The organism is Ruegeria sp. BG5 (genome assembly GCF_056538425.1).
In genome coordinates, this window is record NZ_JBQFTC010000001.1 from 666,311 (window position 1) to 683,748 (window position 17,438).

Consider the following 17,438-nt stretch of genomic DNA (forward strand, 5'->3'; position numbering starts at 1 on the left):
GGGCGGGCTTTTTTGTGCCTGAAACTCGGGTCAGCAAGATCGCTGACCCTTCGGTTTACAGACCAATCGCGCGGGACAGGCTGATTTCAGCAGATCCTACGGCTGCAACCAGCATGTCGATCTGTTGCCGCTCGACCCCTGCCAGTTCCGGATCGCTGGCCCGGATCAATGTGATGGCCTTTCGGATTTCCGTCTGCGCAGTTTGAATGGCAGCGCGCGCCTGATTGACGGCATCGCGGCGAATAGCGTCCCGCTGGGCCGCTGTGGTGGCAAGCGCCAGACGGCGGTTCGCCTCATCCCCGGCGGCGCGGATACCTGCGCTGGCGTCGCGAATAATGTCGCCGACCTCTTCCAACCCGGCCGGAAGATCATTGGCAATCGAATCCAGTTCACCGGCAAAATCGTCCAGAGCTTCGGCCAAACAGTCCAGATACTGGGTCAGGCCCTGATCCGCTGCCTCGCAGCTTGCAATCGCGTCCTCAAAATCGGCCGAGACACCTTCGACAATATCGGTTGTCCCTGTGGGGCCAACACCGGGGTTTACGGCAGTTCCCCCGCCGCCGGTGTCATCGGTGATATCCGTATCGACGGTTGGTGTGACATCCACGGTGGGAACCGGCGGCAATTGCGGTGGAACAACACTGCCGGGGCCGCCCGGAATGCCGATTGCGGGCGTAATCGTGGCGCTACCGCCAAGGGCGACAACACGAAACGCCTGTCCGTTGGCACTGTTCAGGTTGCTGGTATCAACGGTGAATGTCGTGGGGCCCACGTTCTGGCTGGCAAATGTCAGCGACTGAAAGATCGGAGAAGTATTCAGCGTGTCAGGGTCCGGCCCAAAGCGAAACTGCGATGGCCCGCCGGAAACTGTTCCGGTTGTGGTCGCTGCCGCCGTCTGACCCGCAATCGCTGTGGTCGGATCAGGAATGGCAAACACCACCGGCGAGGTTGAATAGTTGGCAGGCAAGAACCCGGCTGATCCCGGTGCCCAGACATTGTCGAAATCCCACCCCTGAGCGGATGCCAGGTCAAAGAATCCCTGCGTGTCCTGAAACTGCGCCGTCGTAAGGGCTGTTCCGCCATCGCTCGCGGTCTGGCCCGAGCTGTTGACGTCCCAGAAGGATGCGGTCACGGTTCCAAAGACCGGTGTATCGATGCCGGCTAGACGTGAGTTGTTGCCGATCAACCCCCCAACTTCATCACTTGTAGAACCCGTTGTCGTCACGACACCGGTTGAGTAGGATCGCTCGACCGAGCCTCCGGCATTTGATCCTGCCAACCCACCGACTGAAGTCAAACCGGACCCAGCCAAAGCTACGACCGCCCCTTGAGCGTAGGAATCTTGCGTCAACCCAAAGTTTGAACCGACAAGGCCCCCACCTACCAATTCGCCAAATCCAGTTTCGTCCTCAACCGTTACATTTCCAAGGCTATGAGACCGCTCAATATCCCCGAAGTTCAAACCTACTAACCCGCCAGCGGTAATGAAGTTTGCACTGGCATCAATCGGCAGGAAGGCGTTCACGGACGCGGTCGAGAAACTGTCGACAACGGTGCCGGTGTTGTTGCCAACCAGACCGCCGACAATCGCGCCACCAAGGTTGTTGTTTGCCTTTATGCTGCCGGATACGGCGACGCCGGAAATCTCTCCGGTGTTGAAACTGGCGACAATGCCGCCGGTGCCCACTGTCACGTTTGCGTTGGTCAACTGGAACTCGGTCAGCACGCCGTCGTTTGTATCTACAAAACCGCCGGATCCTGTTCCCTGATCGATCACCAGCCCGTCGATGATATTGCGATTGCCATCAAGCGTGCCCGAGAAGTTGCCGATGGGATCAAACCCGCCCGTCCATCCGGCGGTGACCGAAGCGTCGATGTTGTTGGCCAGCTCATAGTTCTGGGATCCCCGTCCCGCGCTGCCGATGCCCTGCAATCCGTAGACATCCGTCAACTGGAACGGGTTGGCCGCAGTGCCATCCCCGGCCAGCGCCCGCAGAAAGCTTGCGCCACTGCTGATCGAAAAATCCGCCGCAGCAAAGGACGGAAGTGTGCCCGAGACCTGTTCCCACGACCCCGCCAGCAGCGAGAATGCACCCACATCGATGGTGCCCCCTGCCCCGGTCGAGATCAGCCCGATCCCGTCCACCGCCCCAAGGGCGTTCAGGGTCAGGCTGCCGTTGGGTGCATTGATCGCGCCGTTGAATGTGATGGCGTTGTCCGCATTCAGCCTCAGGTCCGAGGTCGATATCCAGTCGATATCGGCGTTGATCGTGATGTTGCCGTCATCCGTGCCAACTACGTCCGAGGTATCCAGAATGACATTGCCCAGATCCAGCTGCGCCTCCAGCCCGGCTTCGGTCAGCGTGCCGGGTATGGTGATGTTCTGCGGGTCCAGCAGAAGCGTCCCCACCTCACCCTTCGGCGCGCGCAGATCGGCAAGTCCGCGATAGCGCAGGTCGACAAGGCCGGACACCTCGGCAAAACCACCGTCACCACCATTTGCCCCACCCCGGGCCGAGATGGTGCCGTTGAAATTGGTGAAGTCATCCGACCAGACGATGACCCGACCGCCATCACCCCGGTCGCCTGCATCCGCCGACAGGGTGGTGCCTGCGTCAACAAAGGTGGTCTGCGCGGTCTGCAAATCGCCGCCGCCCTGATAATCGCCCCCTACCCGGATGGTGCCGCCGTCGCCAGCGCCAAGCCCGTCGGCCCTGAGCGTCGCGCCGGTCAGGGCAATCGCTTCACCCGTGATCGTGATGCTGCCACCCGAACCGGGCCGCGCAACAGGTCTGGGAGAGCTGGCTACCTGCGCCACCGATGCCGATGTGTCAATCGTTCCACTGACCTGCACGCCACCACCGCTGCCGCCCAGCACCACCGCGCCGGACCGGCCCGAGACCGAGCGCGCCTCGATCACGCCGGACATATTGATGACCTGACGCGCCGCGTTTCTGGCGCTGGCGGCCTGAAGATGCACGCTGCCGCCATTGGCCTCGATCCGGCCCGAGTTCGACACCAGCGCCTCCATCAAGGCGTCATCCGTGTCCGAAGGCACTGCGACCTGCAAGAACCCGTCGCCCGAGACGTCCAGCGTCACCTGCTCGCCAGCGCCCAGACCGACCTTGCCCAATGGCACCCGGATCAGGCCCGAATTGCTGACCCGCCCGCCGATCAGGGCCGCATAGCCCCCCGGCACGATCGAGATTGTCCCCGCATTCTCGACCGCTGCCGAGTTGCCGTTGCCCGTGTAACGATAGGTGCCGTTCAGAAAATCCTCGTTCGAGATGTTCAGCGAGGATGCCACAAAACCAGCCGTGCTGACACTGCCGTTCGGACCAATGAAAATACCGTTCGGATTGACCAGATGCACCTGCCCGTTGGCGTTCAGTTGCCCGTGGATCTGGCTGGTGGTGTCACCGGTTACACGCCCCAGAAACACGCTGGCAGCGCCGGGTTGGTTGATGTCGACCCGCGCGCCTTCACCGATTGAGAAGCTGTTGAAATTGACAATGGCCGCGTTCGAATTCTGATTGATGTTCAGCTGGGTATTGCTGGGCTGGCTTAGAGTCGCGGACCCCGCAACCACCGATCCACCTGTGGGCAATGCCTGCGCCAAGGCGGTCGTCGCCCATAACAGGGCGGTTGCCGAACACCAGAAACCTGTCGTAATCTGTTTCATGACGGTGCTAGAACCTGCGATTGAAAGTGATGTTGAACCGGTTGCCGTCTTCGCCAAAGTCATCGCGTTCGCCTCTTCCATATTCCACTCGTACCGATGCCGACCGATAGGCCGAATTCTCAATTGTAAAAACGTCCAGACCGACGCCATAGGACGACGCGCGGGTCGTGCCCTGCTCAAGAACGGTGGGCTGTTCAACACCCAAAACGCCATGCGCGCCAAAAACGTAGGGTTTGATGACCAGCGGCAGGCCTGCTACCGCCGTCTGCTGGCTGCGCCCCAGCTCAGCCCGCAGAACCCAGCCGTCATCCCCACGCAACTCACCCGCATCGAAGGTGGACAATTCGCTGGGCCCGGCGATGCTGAATTGTTCCGACGTCACCAGCGGATCGCCAAAGCTGGTCTGAATCCGCCCGTTCACCGAGAGAGACCAGTTGCGGTCCAGCGGACGGTCGTAGCGCGCGCCCAGAACCAGTTTGGTAAAGACCGCGCTTGCGCCCTGCCGCGACAGCGGCGTGTCATCCGGCCCGACCGAGGCGCTGGCCCCGAAGGCGTCCAGGCCCCGCGACAAGGTGGCGTTGCCCGTCAGGGATGACCCGTTCTCGAACTGCCACGTACCGTCCAGCGAGGCGCGCAGAATGCTTAGATCATCTTCAAAGATCGGCAGGGACGCCGCGCCGATGACCAGATCCTGCGAATCGCTTACCCGGTCCAGAACAAGCTGCGACGACAGGTTGACCCGGCGCGAGCGTATCCACGGATAGAAAAGCCGCAGCGACAGGCGGTCAAAATTGCTGCTGCTGGGCAAAAGATCCGCGTCCGGAAGGGTGTCGCTTGTCGTCACCTCGGCGTTGAAGGTCAGACCATTGATCCCGATTGGGATAACCGCCCCGGCGGCCAGAATCCGATATTGCGAATCGGTCGAGAAAAACCGATCCGGCGCGCCGCCCGCGCGGAAATAGAAGGTCTCACCCAGACCCAGCAGGCCGTTGGCCTCGACCCCTGCATTCAGATTGACCGGTCCCAGCGTGTCCGATAGCGAATTGTCGAACCCGAAAGACCCGGTGAAGGTGCGAAACTCACCATCCAGCGTCAGAACAGTGCCGCCCCGGCTGTCGCCTTGTGACAAGGTCGAAGACAAACGGATGCCAAAGGTATCCCCGGCCAGCAACAAGGCGCGTTCGATGTCGTTCAGCAGGATACCGCGCTGTCCGATCAGCGGGTTTGTCACCGCCTGAACCCGCGCCCGGGCGGGCTCGGGAACACGGGATGCATCTATGCGCTCGACAAAACCGTCGATCACCACGATCCGCAACGTTCCCCCATCCAGCAGGGTTTGCTGCGGCAGGACCACGCGGCTAAGTGCATAACCTGCGGTTGTATATGCGTTTTCCAAACGTCGGGTGGCCCCGAATATCTCGGATACCGCAACACGCTTCCCGCGCAGGTTTTCGACGAAGGCCTCATTCGCGCCGGATAGCTGAGGCAACGCCCCTTCGATCTCAACCTGCCCAATTGTGACAAACAACTGATCCGCACCCGCCGGTGCCGGGGCTCCGGGATCGCGGGCAACGGTGACCGGCCCTGTGCTGCGCTGATTCTGCGGCTGAAAGGTGGATGGGGCAAGGTTGGATGCAGTCTGCGCCAGCGCGGTACCACCCACCCAAGTCACCATCAAACCCAGGGCCGCAGCCCCCAAAACCGAGGGCCGTCGCCTGATCACCCAAAGGCGCAACGCCTGTATACTTGTTAAAAACATCATCATGAATGACCCAATCGCGCGGATCGCACACCGGTTGCAACCCTCGCAAGATCAACACGCCGAGAGCGAGTTGTCACAATTGACCCTTGCTGAAATGCAAAGACGGTAACCGCCAATCACGACCACGTCAGGCGTCTTTCATCTGATCGACAACCGACCCAAAGCTTTGGATATACGCATCCCGGTACAAGTTTCAGGAGTCCTGGTAAGGTGGAAGCTACATCGACAATGAGCCTGCGCGACAAAGCCCGTATCTTTGTCGAATTGCCCGTGGTCACGAATGTCATTCTCGGCCTGATCATTTTCAACGCGATCACGCTAGGGTTGTCCACGTCTGACTGGGTCAAGGACAGTGTCGGCCCGGCGCTGGCGCTGCTGGACAAGATCGTCCTGTTCATATTCGTGGCCGAATTGTTGCTGAAACTCTTTGCCTATCGGCTGGAATTTTTCCGAAACGCCTGGAACATTTTTGACCTGGTTGTGGTCTGCGTCGGGCTGTTGCCGGAACGCGAGGGCCTGTCCGCCCTGCGGGGGCTGCGCGTCATCCGGGCAATGCGTCTGCTGTCAGTCATTCCCCAGATGCGCGCTGTGGTGAAAGCCCTTTTGGACGCGCTGCCGGGTATGGGCGCGGTGATCATCATGATCTCGATTGTGTTCTATGTCTTCGCAGTCATGGCAACACTGATGTATGGACCGGATTTCCCGGAATGGTTCGGAACGTTGGGGCGGTCTCTTTACACGCTGTTCCAGATCATGACGCTGGAAAGCTGGTCAATGGGCATCGTGCGCCCGGTGATGGAAGAACACCCGACCGCCTGGATTTTCTTTGTGCCCTTTATCGTCATCACCGCGTTTTCGGTTCTGAACCTGTTCATCGGTCTGCTGGTCAACACCATGCAGTCGGCGGTTGAAGACGAAGCAGGCCAGGAATTCTCGCGCCTGCGCGAGCTGGTCCGCAGTGAAACCGACATCGTCGACAGGAACGTGATCGAGCTGCTGGCTGAGGTGAAGAAACTGCGCACAGAGGTCGCGGCACTGAAAGATGACGGCAAATAGATTGGGTGACTCAGTTTGGTAATCCCGATCCCGCGAGGGAAATCCGCTTACCAGGACTTCCCGCTGTAAGGCTCGTCTTCAACATATTTTCGCAAAGCGTCGATGTCCGAGATCTCGGCGTGGTTGCGATTGATTTTTACGCCCACTGTCTTGAGCCGCGAAAAGGCGCGGCTCAGGCTTTCGGGCTTCATTCCCAGACGGCCCGCGATCAGCATTTTGTCATAGGGCAAGGACACATCACATTCGCTGGCATCGCAATCACACAGGTTCAGCAGAAATTCGGCCACGCGCTGCGCGCCGGTCTGCGCCTTCAGTTGTTCAAGCTGGGCCACCAGTGAATGCAGATGCGTAAAGGTTGACGCCAGAATCGAGATTCCGATTTCGGGATCCTCTTTCATCAATGAGATCAGGATCGGGCTGGGAATATGCATCACCTCGCAGGTCGAAACAGCCTCGGCCGAGACCGGGTACGGCACGTTGCGCAGGGCGACGGCCTCGCCAAAACTGTCGCCGCGTTTGAAGACGCTCACGACCGCCTCGGCGCCGGTGGGGGTCATGCGGAACAGTTTGACCCATCCGGCCAGTACCACGTGAACGGCCTGCGCCGTCTCTTCCTGCAAAAATATCGTCTCACCCCGATCATACTGACGCCAGATCGCGTGGCTCAGCAGTGTTTCCACATGCTGATCCGGTAAACTGCGCAGCAGCAGCGACTGGCGCGCGATTGCCTTTTGTGGCTCATGCGACATGAATATACCCCGTGTCTTTCCCGCCGCCCTTCAAGCACGGCCAGATCACCCTGTCCTTAAGCTATATCAAACTGGGCGCGGGTCTGCTCTGTTAAAGCCTGCGCCACTTGACAATTGTCATGTTGCGGTACGCGACGCTGCCTTACGCTTGATCCAAAGCCAGTAATCCGGGGAGCCCGCAACATGGACTACGAGCGATTCTTTACCCAGAGCCTTGATGACCTTCGGGACGAAGGCAACTATCGCGTCTTCATCGATTTGCAACGCCGCTGCGGGTCTTTCCCGAATGCGCGCCAAACCGATGGGCCGGTCCAGCGGGACGTACGGATCTGGTGTTCGAACGATTATCTTGGAATGGGCCAGCACCCGGCAGTGATTTCGGCAATGCACGATGCCCTGGACCGCTGCGGCGCGGGCGCGGGCGGGACGCGGAACATATCCGGCACCACCCATGATCATGTGCTGCTTGAGGCCGAACTGGCCGATCTGCACGGCAAGGAAGCCGCGCTGCTGTTTACCTCGGGCTATGTGTCAAACTGGGCCGCGCTGGGGACGCTGGCGGCGAAAATCCCCGGTCTGATCGTGTTTTCGGACGCGTTGAACCACGCTTCGATGATCGAAGGCATCCGCCATTCACGGGCGCAAAAGGTGATTTGGAAACATAACGATCTGGAGGATCTCGAGGCGAAACTGGCCGCCGCTGATCCGGATGCGCCAAAGATGATTGCCTTTGAGTCGGTGTATTCGATGGATGGCGACATCGCCCCGATCAAAGAGATTTGCGATCTGGCCGACAAATACGGCGCGATGACCTATCTGGACGAGGTGCACGCCGTTGGTTTGTACGGTCCGCGCGGCGGCGGAATAGCTGAACGCGAAGGCCTGATGGATCGCCTGACCGTGATCGAAGGGACGCTGGGCAAAGCCTTTGGTGTGGTCGGCGGATACATTGCGGCCTCAGCCGCGCTGTGCGATTTCGTGCGCAGTTTTGCCAGCGGGTTCATCTTTACAACCGCTTTGCCCCCGTCGATTGCCGCCGGGGCTGCCGCCTCGATCCGGCATTTGAAACAGTCGAATGCCGAACGTGACCTGCAAAAGGCCCGCGTGGCCCAGGTCCGCGCGCGGCTGGATGCCGAGGGCATTCCACATCTTCCCAACCTCAGCCACATCATCCCGGTGATGGTGGGCGATCCGGTGAAGTGCAAGTTCATCTCGGACACGCTGCTGGAGGAGTTTGGCATCTATATCCAACCTATCAACTATCCCACGGTCCCGAAAGGAACCGAACGTCTGCGGATCACGCCGTCACCGGTTCATACCGATGAAGATATCGACCATCTGGTGGGGGCGTTGTCAGTCCTTTGGCAGCGCTGTCAGATCGCGAGGATGCCGATGGCAGCCCAATAAACAAAGCCTCCCTTTGCTTTGCAGACTGCCGTCCCTGTCGGGGGCGGCTTTTTTCAGATCAGGTAGAGGCCAAAGATCAACAGCGAGAAGATGGTGAGAACCATGGTGAACCCGCGTAGCCAGTTTGGGCTGTGGGCCAGATCAAGGTATAGCGCGAGGATCAGCCGCGTTTTGATCAGGGCGAGAACCAGCACACCGGCAGCCACCACCTTTGGGCTGTGCAGCAGGGTCAGCAGCGCCGACGCAAGGCTGAGCGCCAGCAGGCCAAGCCAGGCGCGGGTCAAAGGGTCGGGACGCCTCCGGCGGCCGTTTTTGGAACGAGAAGAAGACAGGGGCATCTCGCTTATCCCAGCAGGTAGATCACGGGGAACAGCATGATCCAGACCAGGTCGACCATGTGCCAGAACTGTGCCCCCGCCTCGATGTTGTTTGGATCATCGCGCCAGGCGACCAGCAGCAGAATCGCGACCCCCGCCAGGACATGGGCGGCGTGAAAGCCGGTCAGCAGATAGTAAAACAGGAAGAACGGGTGGGTTTCATAGGTGATACCCTGCGCGGCCTTGCCGGTGTATTCCACGCCTTTGATGATCAGGAACACGATCCCCAGCGCCGCGGCCCCGGTCAGGGCGAGCCGGGATTTGAGGCGGCGTTCGGCGCGGCGCCAGCGCAACGCTAGCGCGGCAAGATAGCCTGAGGTCACAAGGACCACGGTATTGAAAGCCGCGCCAGTGCGATAGAGATGCGATTGCGCCTCGGCAAATCCTGCCGGGTCGGTCAGGCGCACGCCCATGAAGGCAATCAGGCCCGCGCCGAACACCAGCAGTTCCGAGATAATCAGCACCCACATCAGCAACTCGCCCGGAAGCTCGTCGATCAGAGAGGCGTCGCTCATGCGCCGACCAGTTGGCGGTAGATCTGCGGCAGCGCCATGGTCAGGCGGTGCGGGTCGGGGATGACCGCGAAACCACCCTGTCCGAACATGCGTGGGAACCAGCTTTTGCCGGTTTTGTCGATGGTGACGCCAAAGACCGAATGCCCGGCCCGGCGCGCCTCGCGCACGGCCATGCAGGTGTCTTCGATCCCGTGGCGGCCTTCGTAATGGTCCAGATCGTTGGGTTTGCCGTCGGTGATGACCAGCAGCAAGCGGCGTTTGCGCGACTGCGCCGCCAAATCGGCCGAGCAATGGCGGATCGCCGCGCCCAGCCTGGTGTAGTGGCCCGGGCGCAGCGACGCGATGCGCTGTTCGACCTTGGTGCCCATCGGCTCGTCAAACCGTTTGCAACGCTGGACGTAGACTCGCTGGCGTTTCAGCGAGCTGAAGGCGTGGATGGCGAAATCGTCTCCGCAGGCATTCAGGCCCCAGGCAAGCGCGGCAAGTGCTTCACGCTCAATGTCGATCACGGCGCGGCCCGTGACCGCGCTTTCGGTAGATCGGCTGACATCCAGCAGGATGGACACTGCCAGATCGCGTGCCTCGGGGCGGGATTGCATCCAGACGTGTTCGTTGCCTTCGCCACTGGCATGCCGGTCCGCTTGCGCACGCACGGCGGCTTCGATGTCCAGCTGATCGCCGTCCAGATGGCCGCGGGTCATCACGCGACCGGGGCGCAGCGCTTCGAACTGGCGTTTGACGGCGCGAATGCGACGGGCGGTGGCGGGGTCTTTGCCGAACTCGGCGGCATCCTCGCGAATATCGGCATCCGAGAGCAGGACGTTCACGTGATCCGGCAAATACTGGCCGGTGCGCACATCCCATTCAGGGTACAGGATACGGCCCGACAGACGCTCGCGATTCACATCCTCCGGAGCCAAATCCAGATGCAGTTTCAACCGCGTTGGCGGCGCTTTGGAGATCTGGCCCAGCCCGATCTCTTCCTGATCGTCGGCGGCCTTTTTGGCGTTGTCGGGGTCGTCATCGTCGATGCGCCGGTTGATGTTCAGGAACTCAGCCCAGCTGAGGATCGCCTCGAACTTGTGCAGGATAAAACTGTCGCTGCGGCTCGCCTGATCGGACTTGCGGCGGCGGGCGCGGTGGGTCTTTTCGCCCGATTCCTCGGGCGGGCCTTCGGTTTCGGGGTTTTCGACTTCGTTATGTTCCGAAAAACCGACGGCGCGCAGCTCGGGCCACAGTGGCACCGGGCGGAACGACTGGTAACCGCGCGGGGCGGTCAGATCGGCGTCCAGCGCCAGCAATTCCTTGGCCCTGTCGGACAGGGGCGCGGGATCGCCCAGCATGTTGCGGATCAGGTCTTCGACTGCGGCTTCAACAGGCGGCAGGTCGGGGACGTCGCGGTGATGCAGCAGACCTTTGCAAATCTCGACGTATAGCGGGTGCAGGCCCGACGCGTCCTCCAGTGTCGCGTCAATCATCTGTTGTGCAGCGGTCAATGCGCGCAGATCGGCGCGCAGCGGATCTTCCTCGTCAATGCGGGTTCCGGCATGGGCCGCCGCAGCGGCCAGCCAGACATAGAGCGCACCATTGGCCTCGCGCGCGGGGAAAACCGACAGGCTGTCGGGCAGGCGCAGAACCTCACCGTCGAATGAGGCGCGCGGCATCATCTCGGCCTCGGTCGCCAGACGGCGGCGCCAGTTCAGACGGTGGTGTGAAATTTCGGGTGAGACCGGGCGCAATTCAACGCCCGGGCTACCCCCAAGTCCCCGAAAGAGGACGGCCAGCCGCCCCGCGACCTCTGAGAGGTCGACCGCGGCTCCAACATGCACCTGGGGTGCATCGAGGCGGCTGGCAAGGGTGTGCCACAGTTTCCCGATCGTTTCTTCGGGTTCCCATGGCTCAAAATCGATCTTGACCATCGGCCGGCCTCACCCAAAGACAGCCGTGACAAGATCGAGGAGCCCGCGTTTGATGTCCTCGTCATCAGTCAGAGGTTCAATCATGGCGGCAAGGATGGCGCGGTCGGTGGACATGCCTTGCGCAATAAGCGTCGCGGCATAAACGACCAAACGGGTGGAGACGCCTTCCTCAAGGTCCTGACCCTTCAGCCCGCGCAACTTGCCGGCCAGTCGGACCAGCGGCTTGCAGCGTTCCAGCGGCAGGCCACTTTCCTGTGCGACGACCTCGGCCTCCATCTGAGGCGAGGGGAAGTCGAACTCCAGCGAAATGAACCGCTGCCGGGTCGAGGGTTTCAGGGTTTTCAGGATATTCTGATATCCCGGGTTGTATGAGGCCACCAGCATGAAGCCGGGGGCGGCTTCAAGCTCTTCGCCGGTGCGGTCGATCGGCAGGATGCGCCGGTCGTCGGTCAGCGGGTGCAACACAACGGTCACGTCCTTGCGGGCCTCGACCACTTCATCAAGGTAGCAGATCGCGCCCTCGCGCACCGCCCGGGTCAGGGGGCCATCGACCCAGACGGTCTCGCCACCTTTCAGCAGGTAGCGCCCGATCAGGTCGGCGGCGGCAAGGTCATCGTGGCAGGCCACGGTATAAAGCGGGCGGCCCAGACGAGCGGCCATATGGGCCACAAACCGGGTCTTGCCGCAACCTGTCGGACCTTTCAGCAAGACCGGCAGATCATTCTTGTAAGCAGCGCAGAACACATCGCATTCATCGCCTTGAGCGAGGTAGAAGGGGGCGTTTGCCACCCCCTCGTTCATTTTCATGGAGCCGTCCATATCCATCACTCCGCAGGGGTTTCGGCCGCGCCGGGTTCAATGATCTCTTTCCGGGGGACCCAGATCGAGTAGATGAACAGCAGCGCACCCAAGACGACCACCACACCAGAGCCAAAGCGCATCCAGAAGAAGATCGCGATCTGGTCTTGGACATCCATGAAGTAATCTCCGACCACGCGCTGCATATGGGTCTGCACGGTTCCGCCGAAGGTCAGGACAAAGGTCATGAAGACCATGCCGCTGGTCATCAGCCAGAACGAGCCCATGTTCAGCACCTGATTATACGGATCACGGTTCTTGAGGATCGGCATGGCATAGCTGAAGATCGCCAGGTTGAGGCAGACATAGGCACCATAGAAGGCCAGGTGACCGTGTGCGGCAGTGATCTGCGTGCCGTGGGTATAGTAGTTCACCCCGTGCAGCGTGTGCAGGAAGCCCCAGACACCGGCCCCAAAGAAGGCGAGCGTGGCACAGCCCAGCGACCACAGCAACGCGGCCTTGTTGGGGTGGTCCCGGCGGCCCTTCCAGACCATGACGAAGGCAAAGGCCATCATCGCGAAGAACGGGATCACTTCGAGGCTTGAGAAGATGGACCCGATCCACTGCCAGTACGCAGGCGTACCGATCCAGTAGTAGTGGTGGCCCGTCCCAAGGATGCCCGAGAACAGCGCGGCGGCGACGATGACGTACAGCCATTTTTCGACCACCTCACGGTCAACACCGGTCAGTTTCAGCATCAGGTAGGCCAGGATCGAGGCCATGATCAGCTCCCACACGCCTTCGACCCACAGGTGGACGACATACCACCAGTATTGCTTGTCCAGGGACAGGTTGCCGGGGTTGTAGAAGGCAAACAGGAACAGCAGCGCCAGACCCCAAAGACCCAACAGAAGGATGTTGGTAATTGCGGTTTTCTTGCCTTTCAGAACGGTCATCGACACGTTGTAAAGGAAGATCAGCGCCGCCACGACGATACCGGCCTTGACCCATTTGGGCTGTTCAAGGAACTCGCGCCCCTCTTTGCCCAGCAGCCAGTTGCCTTCGAACAGGTTGAACACATAGGTCACAACCACGCCCAGCGTACCGACCACAAGGATGATCAGCTGCAGATAGGCCAGCTTGGGCGAATGGATCTCGCGTTCGGCTTCTTCCGGGATCAGAAAGTAGGCCGCCCCGAAGAAGCCCAGGATCAACCAGACGATCAGAGAGTTGGTGTGCAGCATCCGCACGATGTTGAACGGCAGAAGCTCGCTCAGGAAGTTGGGCGACACATAGATCAGACCGGCCAGAAGGCCGCCCAGAACCTGTATCGCGAACAGGGCCATGGCTACTGCAAAGTAGGCATAGGCGATTTTTTGGGTTTCGTATTTCATTGCTCCGTTCCCTTTCTCAGCCCGCCTCGTTGGGCGGCCAGCCCTGAGCGTCGATATTGTCCGTCCAGATCAGGAAGTTGGTCAGGTCACGAAGCTCTTCGTCGCTGAGGTTGAAATTGGGCATCTGCCGACGACCGGGAATGCCGGTCGGCTGCGCCTCCATCCAGCCCTTGAGCGCCTCAAAGGCTGATTCCGGGTCGTCCAGCACGCCCCATCGGGTCATCACATTCGCAACTTCGGGCGCAAAGTAAGCGCCTTCACCCAGAATCGTGTGACAGTTGATACAGGCGTGTTTTTCCCAGACGTGCTTGCCCCGCACCACGCTTTCATCAAGCTTCGCCGCGTTTTCGGATCGCACGATATACAGGTGGGAATGGGCCGACAGGGCCAGAAAGATGAGGATGAAGAACAGGGACCCGCCATAGAAAATATTGCGGGCCATGCTCTTTGTCATGACTTCTCGCATCGCGCTCTCCTTTGCGCAGATTAGCTAGTCTGGTCACAATGGCGGTAAGGGCGCGGTGGCTCCTTAACGAAAGTCAAGACTATGGAAAGGAAGTCGGATCAGCCTGTTTTGGCGGCCTTCGGGCCGGTTAAAGCGGGCCACATGGCGACAAGATACAGCGCAAAAGCCGCGACCCAGAGACCGTCGGACAAAAGCATCGCCACCAGATACCCGGCGTTCAGTTCGGCCCCGACCCAGCGCGACAAAGCAGCCACCGCCATAAGCCCATAGGCCACAACCATCGGCGCAGGCGCAACCAGCGCCCGCCCGCTATGCCCCAGCGCGGCGCGGCTCATGACCGCAAGGGTCATGCCACCGACGCAGCCGATGCCCAGAACATGCAGGGCTGCGACCTCGTTCCCAAGACCCAGCACCGCCAGCCCCCAAAGGATCAGACCCAGCGCCAGCATGGCCAGCCCCAGATGCAGCGCCAGCAGAATCGGTTGCCGGGCCGCCCAGACCGCGCGCCAGCGGGCCATGCGCAGAATCTGCACAACGCCCAAAACCAGCGCCAACCCGCCTGCCACCGGCCCGACCCCCAGGACCAAGGCACAGAGCGGCACCAGCAAGGCCAAGGCCATTCCTGCCTTGTCGAATGTCGGGGCCGAGACCGGCCAGTTGACCTCGGGCACGCCTGCGCGCTTCATCGCGTTGCGCGTGAAGGCCGGCGTAATACGCCCGCCCAAAATGGCGATCATCGCACACAGGGTCAGAAGCCCGGCCCGAAGCCCGGTTTGCAGCGTGTCGTTGGTGATCCCCATCCACTCCAGATGAGTCATCAGATCCGCCACCCAGATCAGGCTGAGCAGAACCAGAAAGACCATGTTCTGCGGTTTCGGGCGTTTGATCAGCTGCGTCAGGATCTTGGCGGCCAGAATCGGTACAAAGGCCAGATCGACCACAGCCACCAGTGCCGCAGGCAGAGCCCCCGAAAACCACATCGCCATCCGACCGGCCAGCCACAGACCTGCAGCCAGGGTTATGAACCGCGCGCGCGCGTCCGGCGCGCCGGTCCAGTTCGGGACGGCGGTCAGGAAAAACCCGCCAAGCGCCGCCGTTGCATAGCCAAAGATCATCTCATGCGCGTGCCACATGGGCGGCGTCATGCCGTATTCCGGCGCCAGATAGGGCACTGTCAGCCACAGGCCCCAGACCAGACCGACAAACAGGCCATAAAGACCGGCCGACAGAAAAAATACACGGAACCCTTCACCAAAAACGCGTGTGATGATTGCGGGCATTGCTGCTCTCCTTGGTGTTTTCCAAGCCCTAGCAATGCGCTCCTGACCGCGACTTAACCAAAATCAAAAGCTGCGGAAAATATGACCCTCAGACACAGGTTTTTTAAAGTGCCTGAGGGGCCCCTTTTTCCGCTTTTGTTTACGAAATGCCGGGGCAGCGTTGACTTTCGTCAAGGATGACAAACGCGTGATGTCCCACCCTTGGACCTGCCTCACCAGCAAATGGAGAGTGATCATGTCACTTGGAATCAGCTACAACAAAACTGGCCGCGCCTTCGGGGTCGGTTTGGCGATGCTGCTGGGCAGCGTCGCCGCGCCAACCTTCGCTGAAGGCCCGACACTTAGCGACGAAGCCTTCGAGTCTTCCAAGCAACTTTACTTTGAACGCTGCGCCGGTTGCCACGGCGTGTTGCGCAAGGGTGCCACCGGTAAAAGCCTTGAACCGTTGGTTAAAACAAAGAATGCCGATGGTACCGTGACCGAATCCGGGACCCTGAAACTGGGTCAGGATCGGCTTGAAAAGATCATCGCATGGGGCACCGAGGGCGGGATGAACAACTTCTCGGACGTGATGTCCGAGGGTGAGATCCGCGATATGGCGACCTATATCCAGATGGAGCCGCCCAAGCCGCCCGAGATGTCGCTTGAACAGATGATGGCGACCCGCAAGGTCTATGTCGAACCCGAAGATTACCCGACCGAGCCGCTGCATGGCCGCAACTGGGAAAACTTCTTCGTGGTCATCGAACGTGACGTGGGCAAGGTGGCCGTGATCGACGGCGACACCAAGGAAGTGCTGGCGCATATTCCGACCGGTTACGCGGTGCACGTGCTGAAAGCGTCCGAGCACCACAAACTGGAAGAGCCGGAAAACCCGGGCCGCTTCTGGTACACCATGGGCCGCGACGGCAAGATGACCAAGATCGACCTGTGGCAGAACCCGGAAAACATGCTGGTGGCCGAAGTGACCATTGGCTATGACGCCCGCGACGTGGCCGTGTCGGGTGACGGTAAATACGTGATCGGTGGGGCCTATTGGCCGCCGCATTTCGCGATCGTCGACGCCCACACGATGGAGCCGAAAAAGGTCGTCTCGACCCGTGGCTACAACGTGGACGGGGATTATGTGGAAGAGGCCCGCGTGGCCGCAATCTACACCACCCCGAACGAGCCCACATGGATCGTGGCGGTCAAGGAACTCGGTCAGTTGTGGCAGGTGGACTATACCGACCTGGACAACCTGCGGATCGACAAGATCGACAGCGCCAAGTTCCTGCATGACGGGTTCTTCGATCCAACCGGCCGTTACTTCCAGATCGCCGCAAACGCGTCGAACAAGATGGTTGTGGTCGATACCGAGACCCACAAGCTGGAAGCTCTGATCGACACCGCGCCGCTGCCGCACCCCGGCCCGGGCGCCAACTGGGATGATCCGAACTGCGGTCCTGTTGCCGGAACAACCCACCTGGGCGAAGGTACGGTCACCGTTTGGGGCAACGACCCCGAAGGCCACCCGGATCAGGCATGGCAGACCTGTTATGAGGTCGAAACCGACGGACCCGGTCTGTTCATCCGGACGCACCCGGAATCAGATTACATCTGGGCGGACCAGACCAAGCACCCCGAGCCTGAGATCCAGCAATCGGTGCAGGTCATCGACAAGGCAACCGGTGAGATCGTGAAAACGATCCAGATCACCGAAGAGGAAGGCAACGTCGCCGTCCACTTCGAGTTCAACCAGGACGGATCCGAGGTTTGGGTTTCCAAGTGGAACCGCTCGACCTCGAAAGAACCGAACGGTGAGATCGTGATCTACGACGCCAAGACGCTGGAAGAGATCGGCCGCGTGAAGGGGCTGTTTGCTCCGACCGGGAAGTTCAACGTCTACAACCGCTCGAACCACGTCACCTGACGGGTTCGCAGCCCAAATCGGAAAGGGCGGGCCCCTCGCCCGCCCTTTCTTCGTTTTCCCCATCAGCTAAACGCGCCGGCCTGACACGCCGGGCCAGTTAGAACAGCCAACGGAGCCCGGA

General features: G+C 60.6%; 13 protein-coding genes. 3 read left to right on the top strand and 10 right to left on the bottom strand.

Translation table 11 applies throughout. The features are described from left to right. Positions 1-55: 55 nt before the first annotated feature. Entirely contained in the window at positions 56-3,682 is a 3,627-nt protein-coding gene (locus ACR0KX_RS03115; RefSeq protein WP_170622456.1) for a two-partner secretion domain-containing protein, read from the bottom strand. Between the two features lie 7 nt (positions 3,683-3,689). Beyond that, complete coding sequence (locus ACR0KX_RS03120; protein WP_170622457.1) at positions 3,690-5,444, bottom strand: ShlB/FhaC/HecB family hemolysin secretion/activation protein; 1,755 nt, start codon at positions 5,442-5,444, stop codon at positions 3,690-3,692. A gap of 228 nt (positions 5,445-5,672) precedes the next feature. Here ACR0KX_RS03120 and ACR0KX_RS03125 point away from each other — a divergent pair, with 228 nt between their 5' ends. Further along, positions 5,673-6,500 (top strand): ion transporter, encoded by an 828-nt coding sequence (locus ACR0KX_RS03125; protein ID WP_170622668.1) that lies wholly within the window; start codon positions 5,673-5,675, stop codon positions 6,498-6,500. Positions 6,501-6,547: 47 nt separating this feature from the next. Here ACR0KX_RS03125 and ACR0KX_RS03130 read toward each other — a convergent pair whose 3' ends face one another. Next, on the bottom strand, positions 6,548-7,249 hold the full coding sequence (locus ACR0KX_RS03130; RefSeq protein ID WP_170622458.1) for a Crp/Fnr family transcriptional regulator: 702 nt from the start codon (positions 7,247-7,249) through the stop codon (positions 6,548-6,550). Positions 7,250-7,432: 183 nt separating this feature from the next. Between ACR0KX_RS03130 and hemA the strand changes: the two genes are divergently transcribed. Next, positions 7,433-8,656 (top strand): 5-aminolevulinate synthase, encoded by a 1,224-nt coding sequence (gene hemA, locus ACR0KX_RS03135; protein WP_170622459.1) that lies wholly within the window; start codon positions 7,433-7,435, stop codon positions 8,654-8,656. Between the two features lie 53 nt (positions 8,657-8,709). Here the strand turns inward: hemA and ACR0KX_RS03140 are convergent, their stop codons facing one another. From ACR0KX_RS03140 to ACR0KX_RS03170, 7 genes are all read right to left on the bottom strand, one after another. Beyond that, on the bottom strand, positions 8,710-8,940 hold the full coding sequence (locus tag ACR0KX_RS03140; RefSeq protein WP_480707835.1) for a cytochrome C oxidase subunit IV family protein: 231 nt from the start codon (positions 8,938-8,940) through the stop codon (positions 8,710-8,712). Positions 8,941-8,999: 59 nt separating this feature from the next. Further along, the gene (locus ACR0KX_RS03145) at positions 9,000-9,548 is read right to left on the bottom strand and encodes a cytochrome c oxidase subunit 3 (protein WP_170622461.1); all 549 of its coding nucleotides are present in this window, start codon (positions 9,546-9,548) and stop codon (positions 9,000-9,002) included. After that, the gene (locus ACR0KX_RS03150) at positions 9,545-11,467 is read right to left on the bottom strand and encodes a VWA domain-containing protein (protein ID WP_170622462.1); all 1,923 of its coding nucleotides are present in this window, start codon (positions 11,465-11,467) and stop codon (positions 9,545-9,547) included. Before ACR0KX_RS03150 ends, ACR0KX_RS03145 begins: the two co-directional genes overlap by 4 nt. A 9-nt stretch (positions 11,468-11,476) precedes the next feature. Beyond that, positions 11,477-12,286: a CbbQ/NirQ/NorQ/GpvN family protein gene (locus tag ACR0KX_RS03155; protein ID WP_170622463.1), complete on the bottom strand. Its 810-nt coding sequence runs from the start codon at positions 12,284-12,286 to the stop codon at positions 11,477-11,479. 5 nt (positions 12,287-12,291) lie between these two features. Continuing rightward, complete coding sequence (locus ACR0KX_RS03160) at positions 12,292-13,659, bottom strand: cbb3-type cytochrome c oxidase subunit I (RefSeq protein ID WP_170622464.1); 1,368 nt, start codon at positions 13,657-13,659, stop codon at positions 12,292-12,294. Between the two features lie 16 nt (positions 13,660-13,675). Next, positions 13,676-14,125 (bottom strand): c-type cytochrome, encoded by a 450-nt coding sequence (locus ACR0KX_RS03165; protein ID WP_170622465.1) that lies wholly within the window; start codon positions 14,123-14,125, stop codon positions 13,676-13,678. Between the two features lie 98 nt (positions 14,126-14,223). Then, positions 14,224-15,405, bottom strand: coding sequence for an NnrS family protein (locus ACR0KX_RS03170; protein WP_170622466.1), 1,182 nt, complete (start codon positions 15,403-15,405; stop codon positions 14,224-14,226). A gap of 235 nt (positions 15,406-15,640) precedes the next feature. On the opposite strand from ACR0KX_RS03170, the gene ACR0KX_RS03175 reads away from it, so the two are divergent. After that, the gene (locus ACR0KX_RS03175; protein WP_170622467.1) at positions 15,641-17,317 is read left to right on the top strand and encodes a cytochrome D1 domain-containing protein; all 1,677 of its coding nucleotides are present in this window, start codon (positions 15,641-15,643) and stop codon (positions 17,315-17,317) included. Positions 17,318-17,438: the final 121 nt, after the last annotated feature.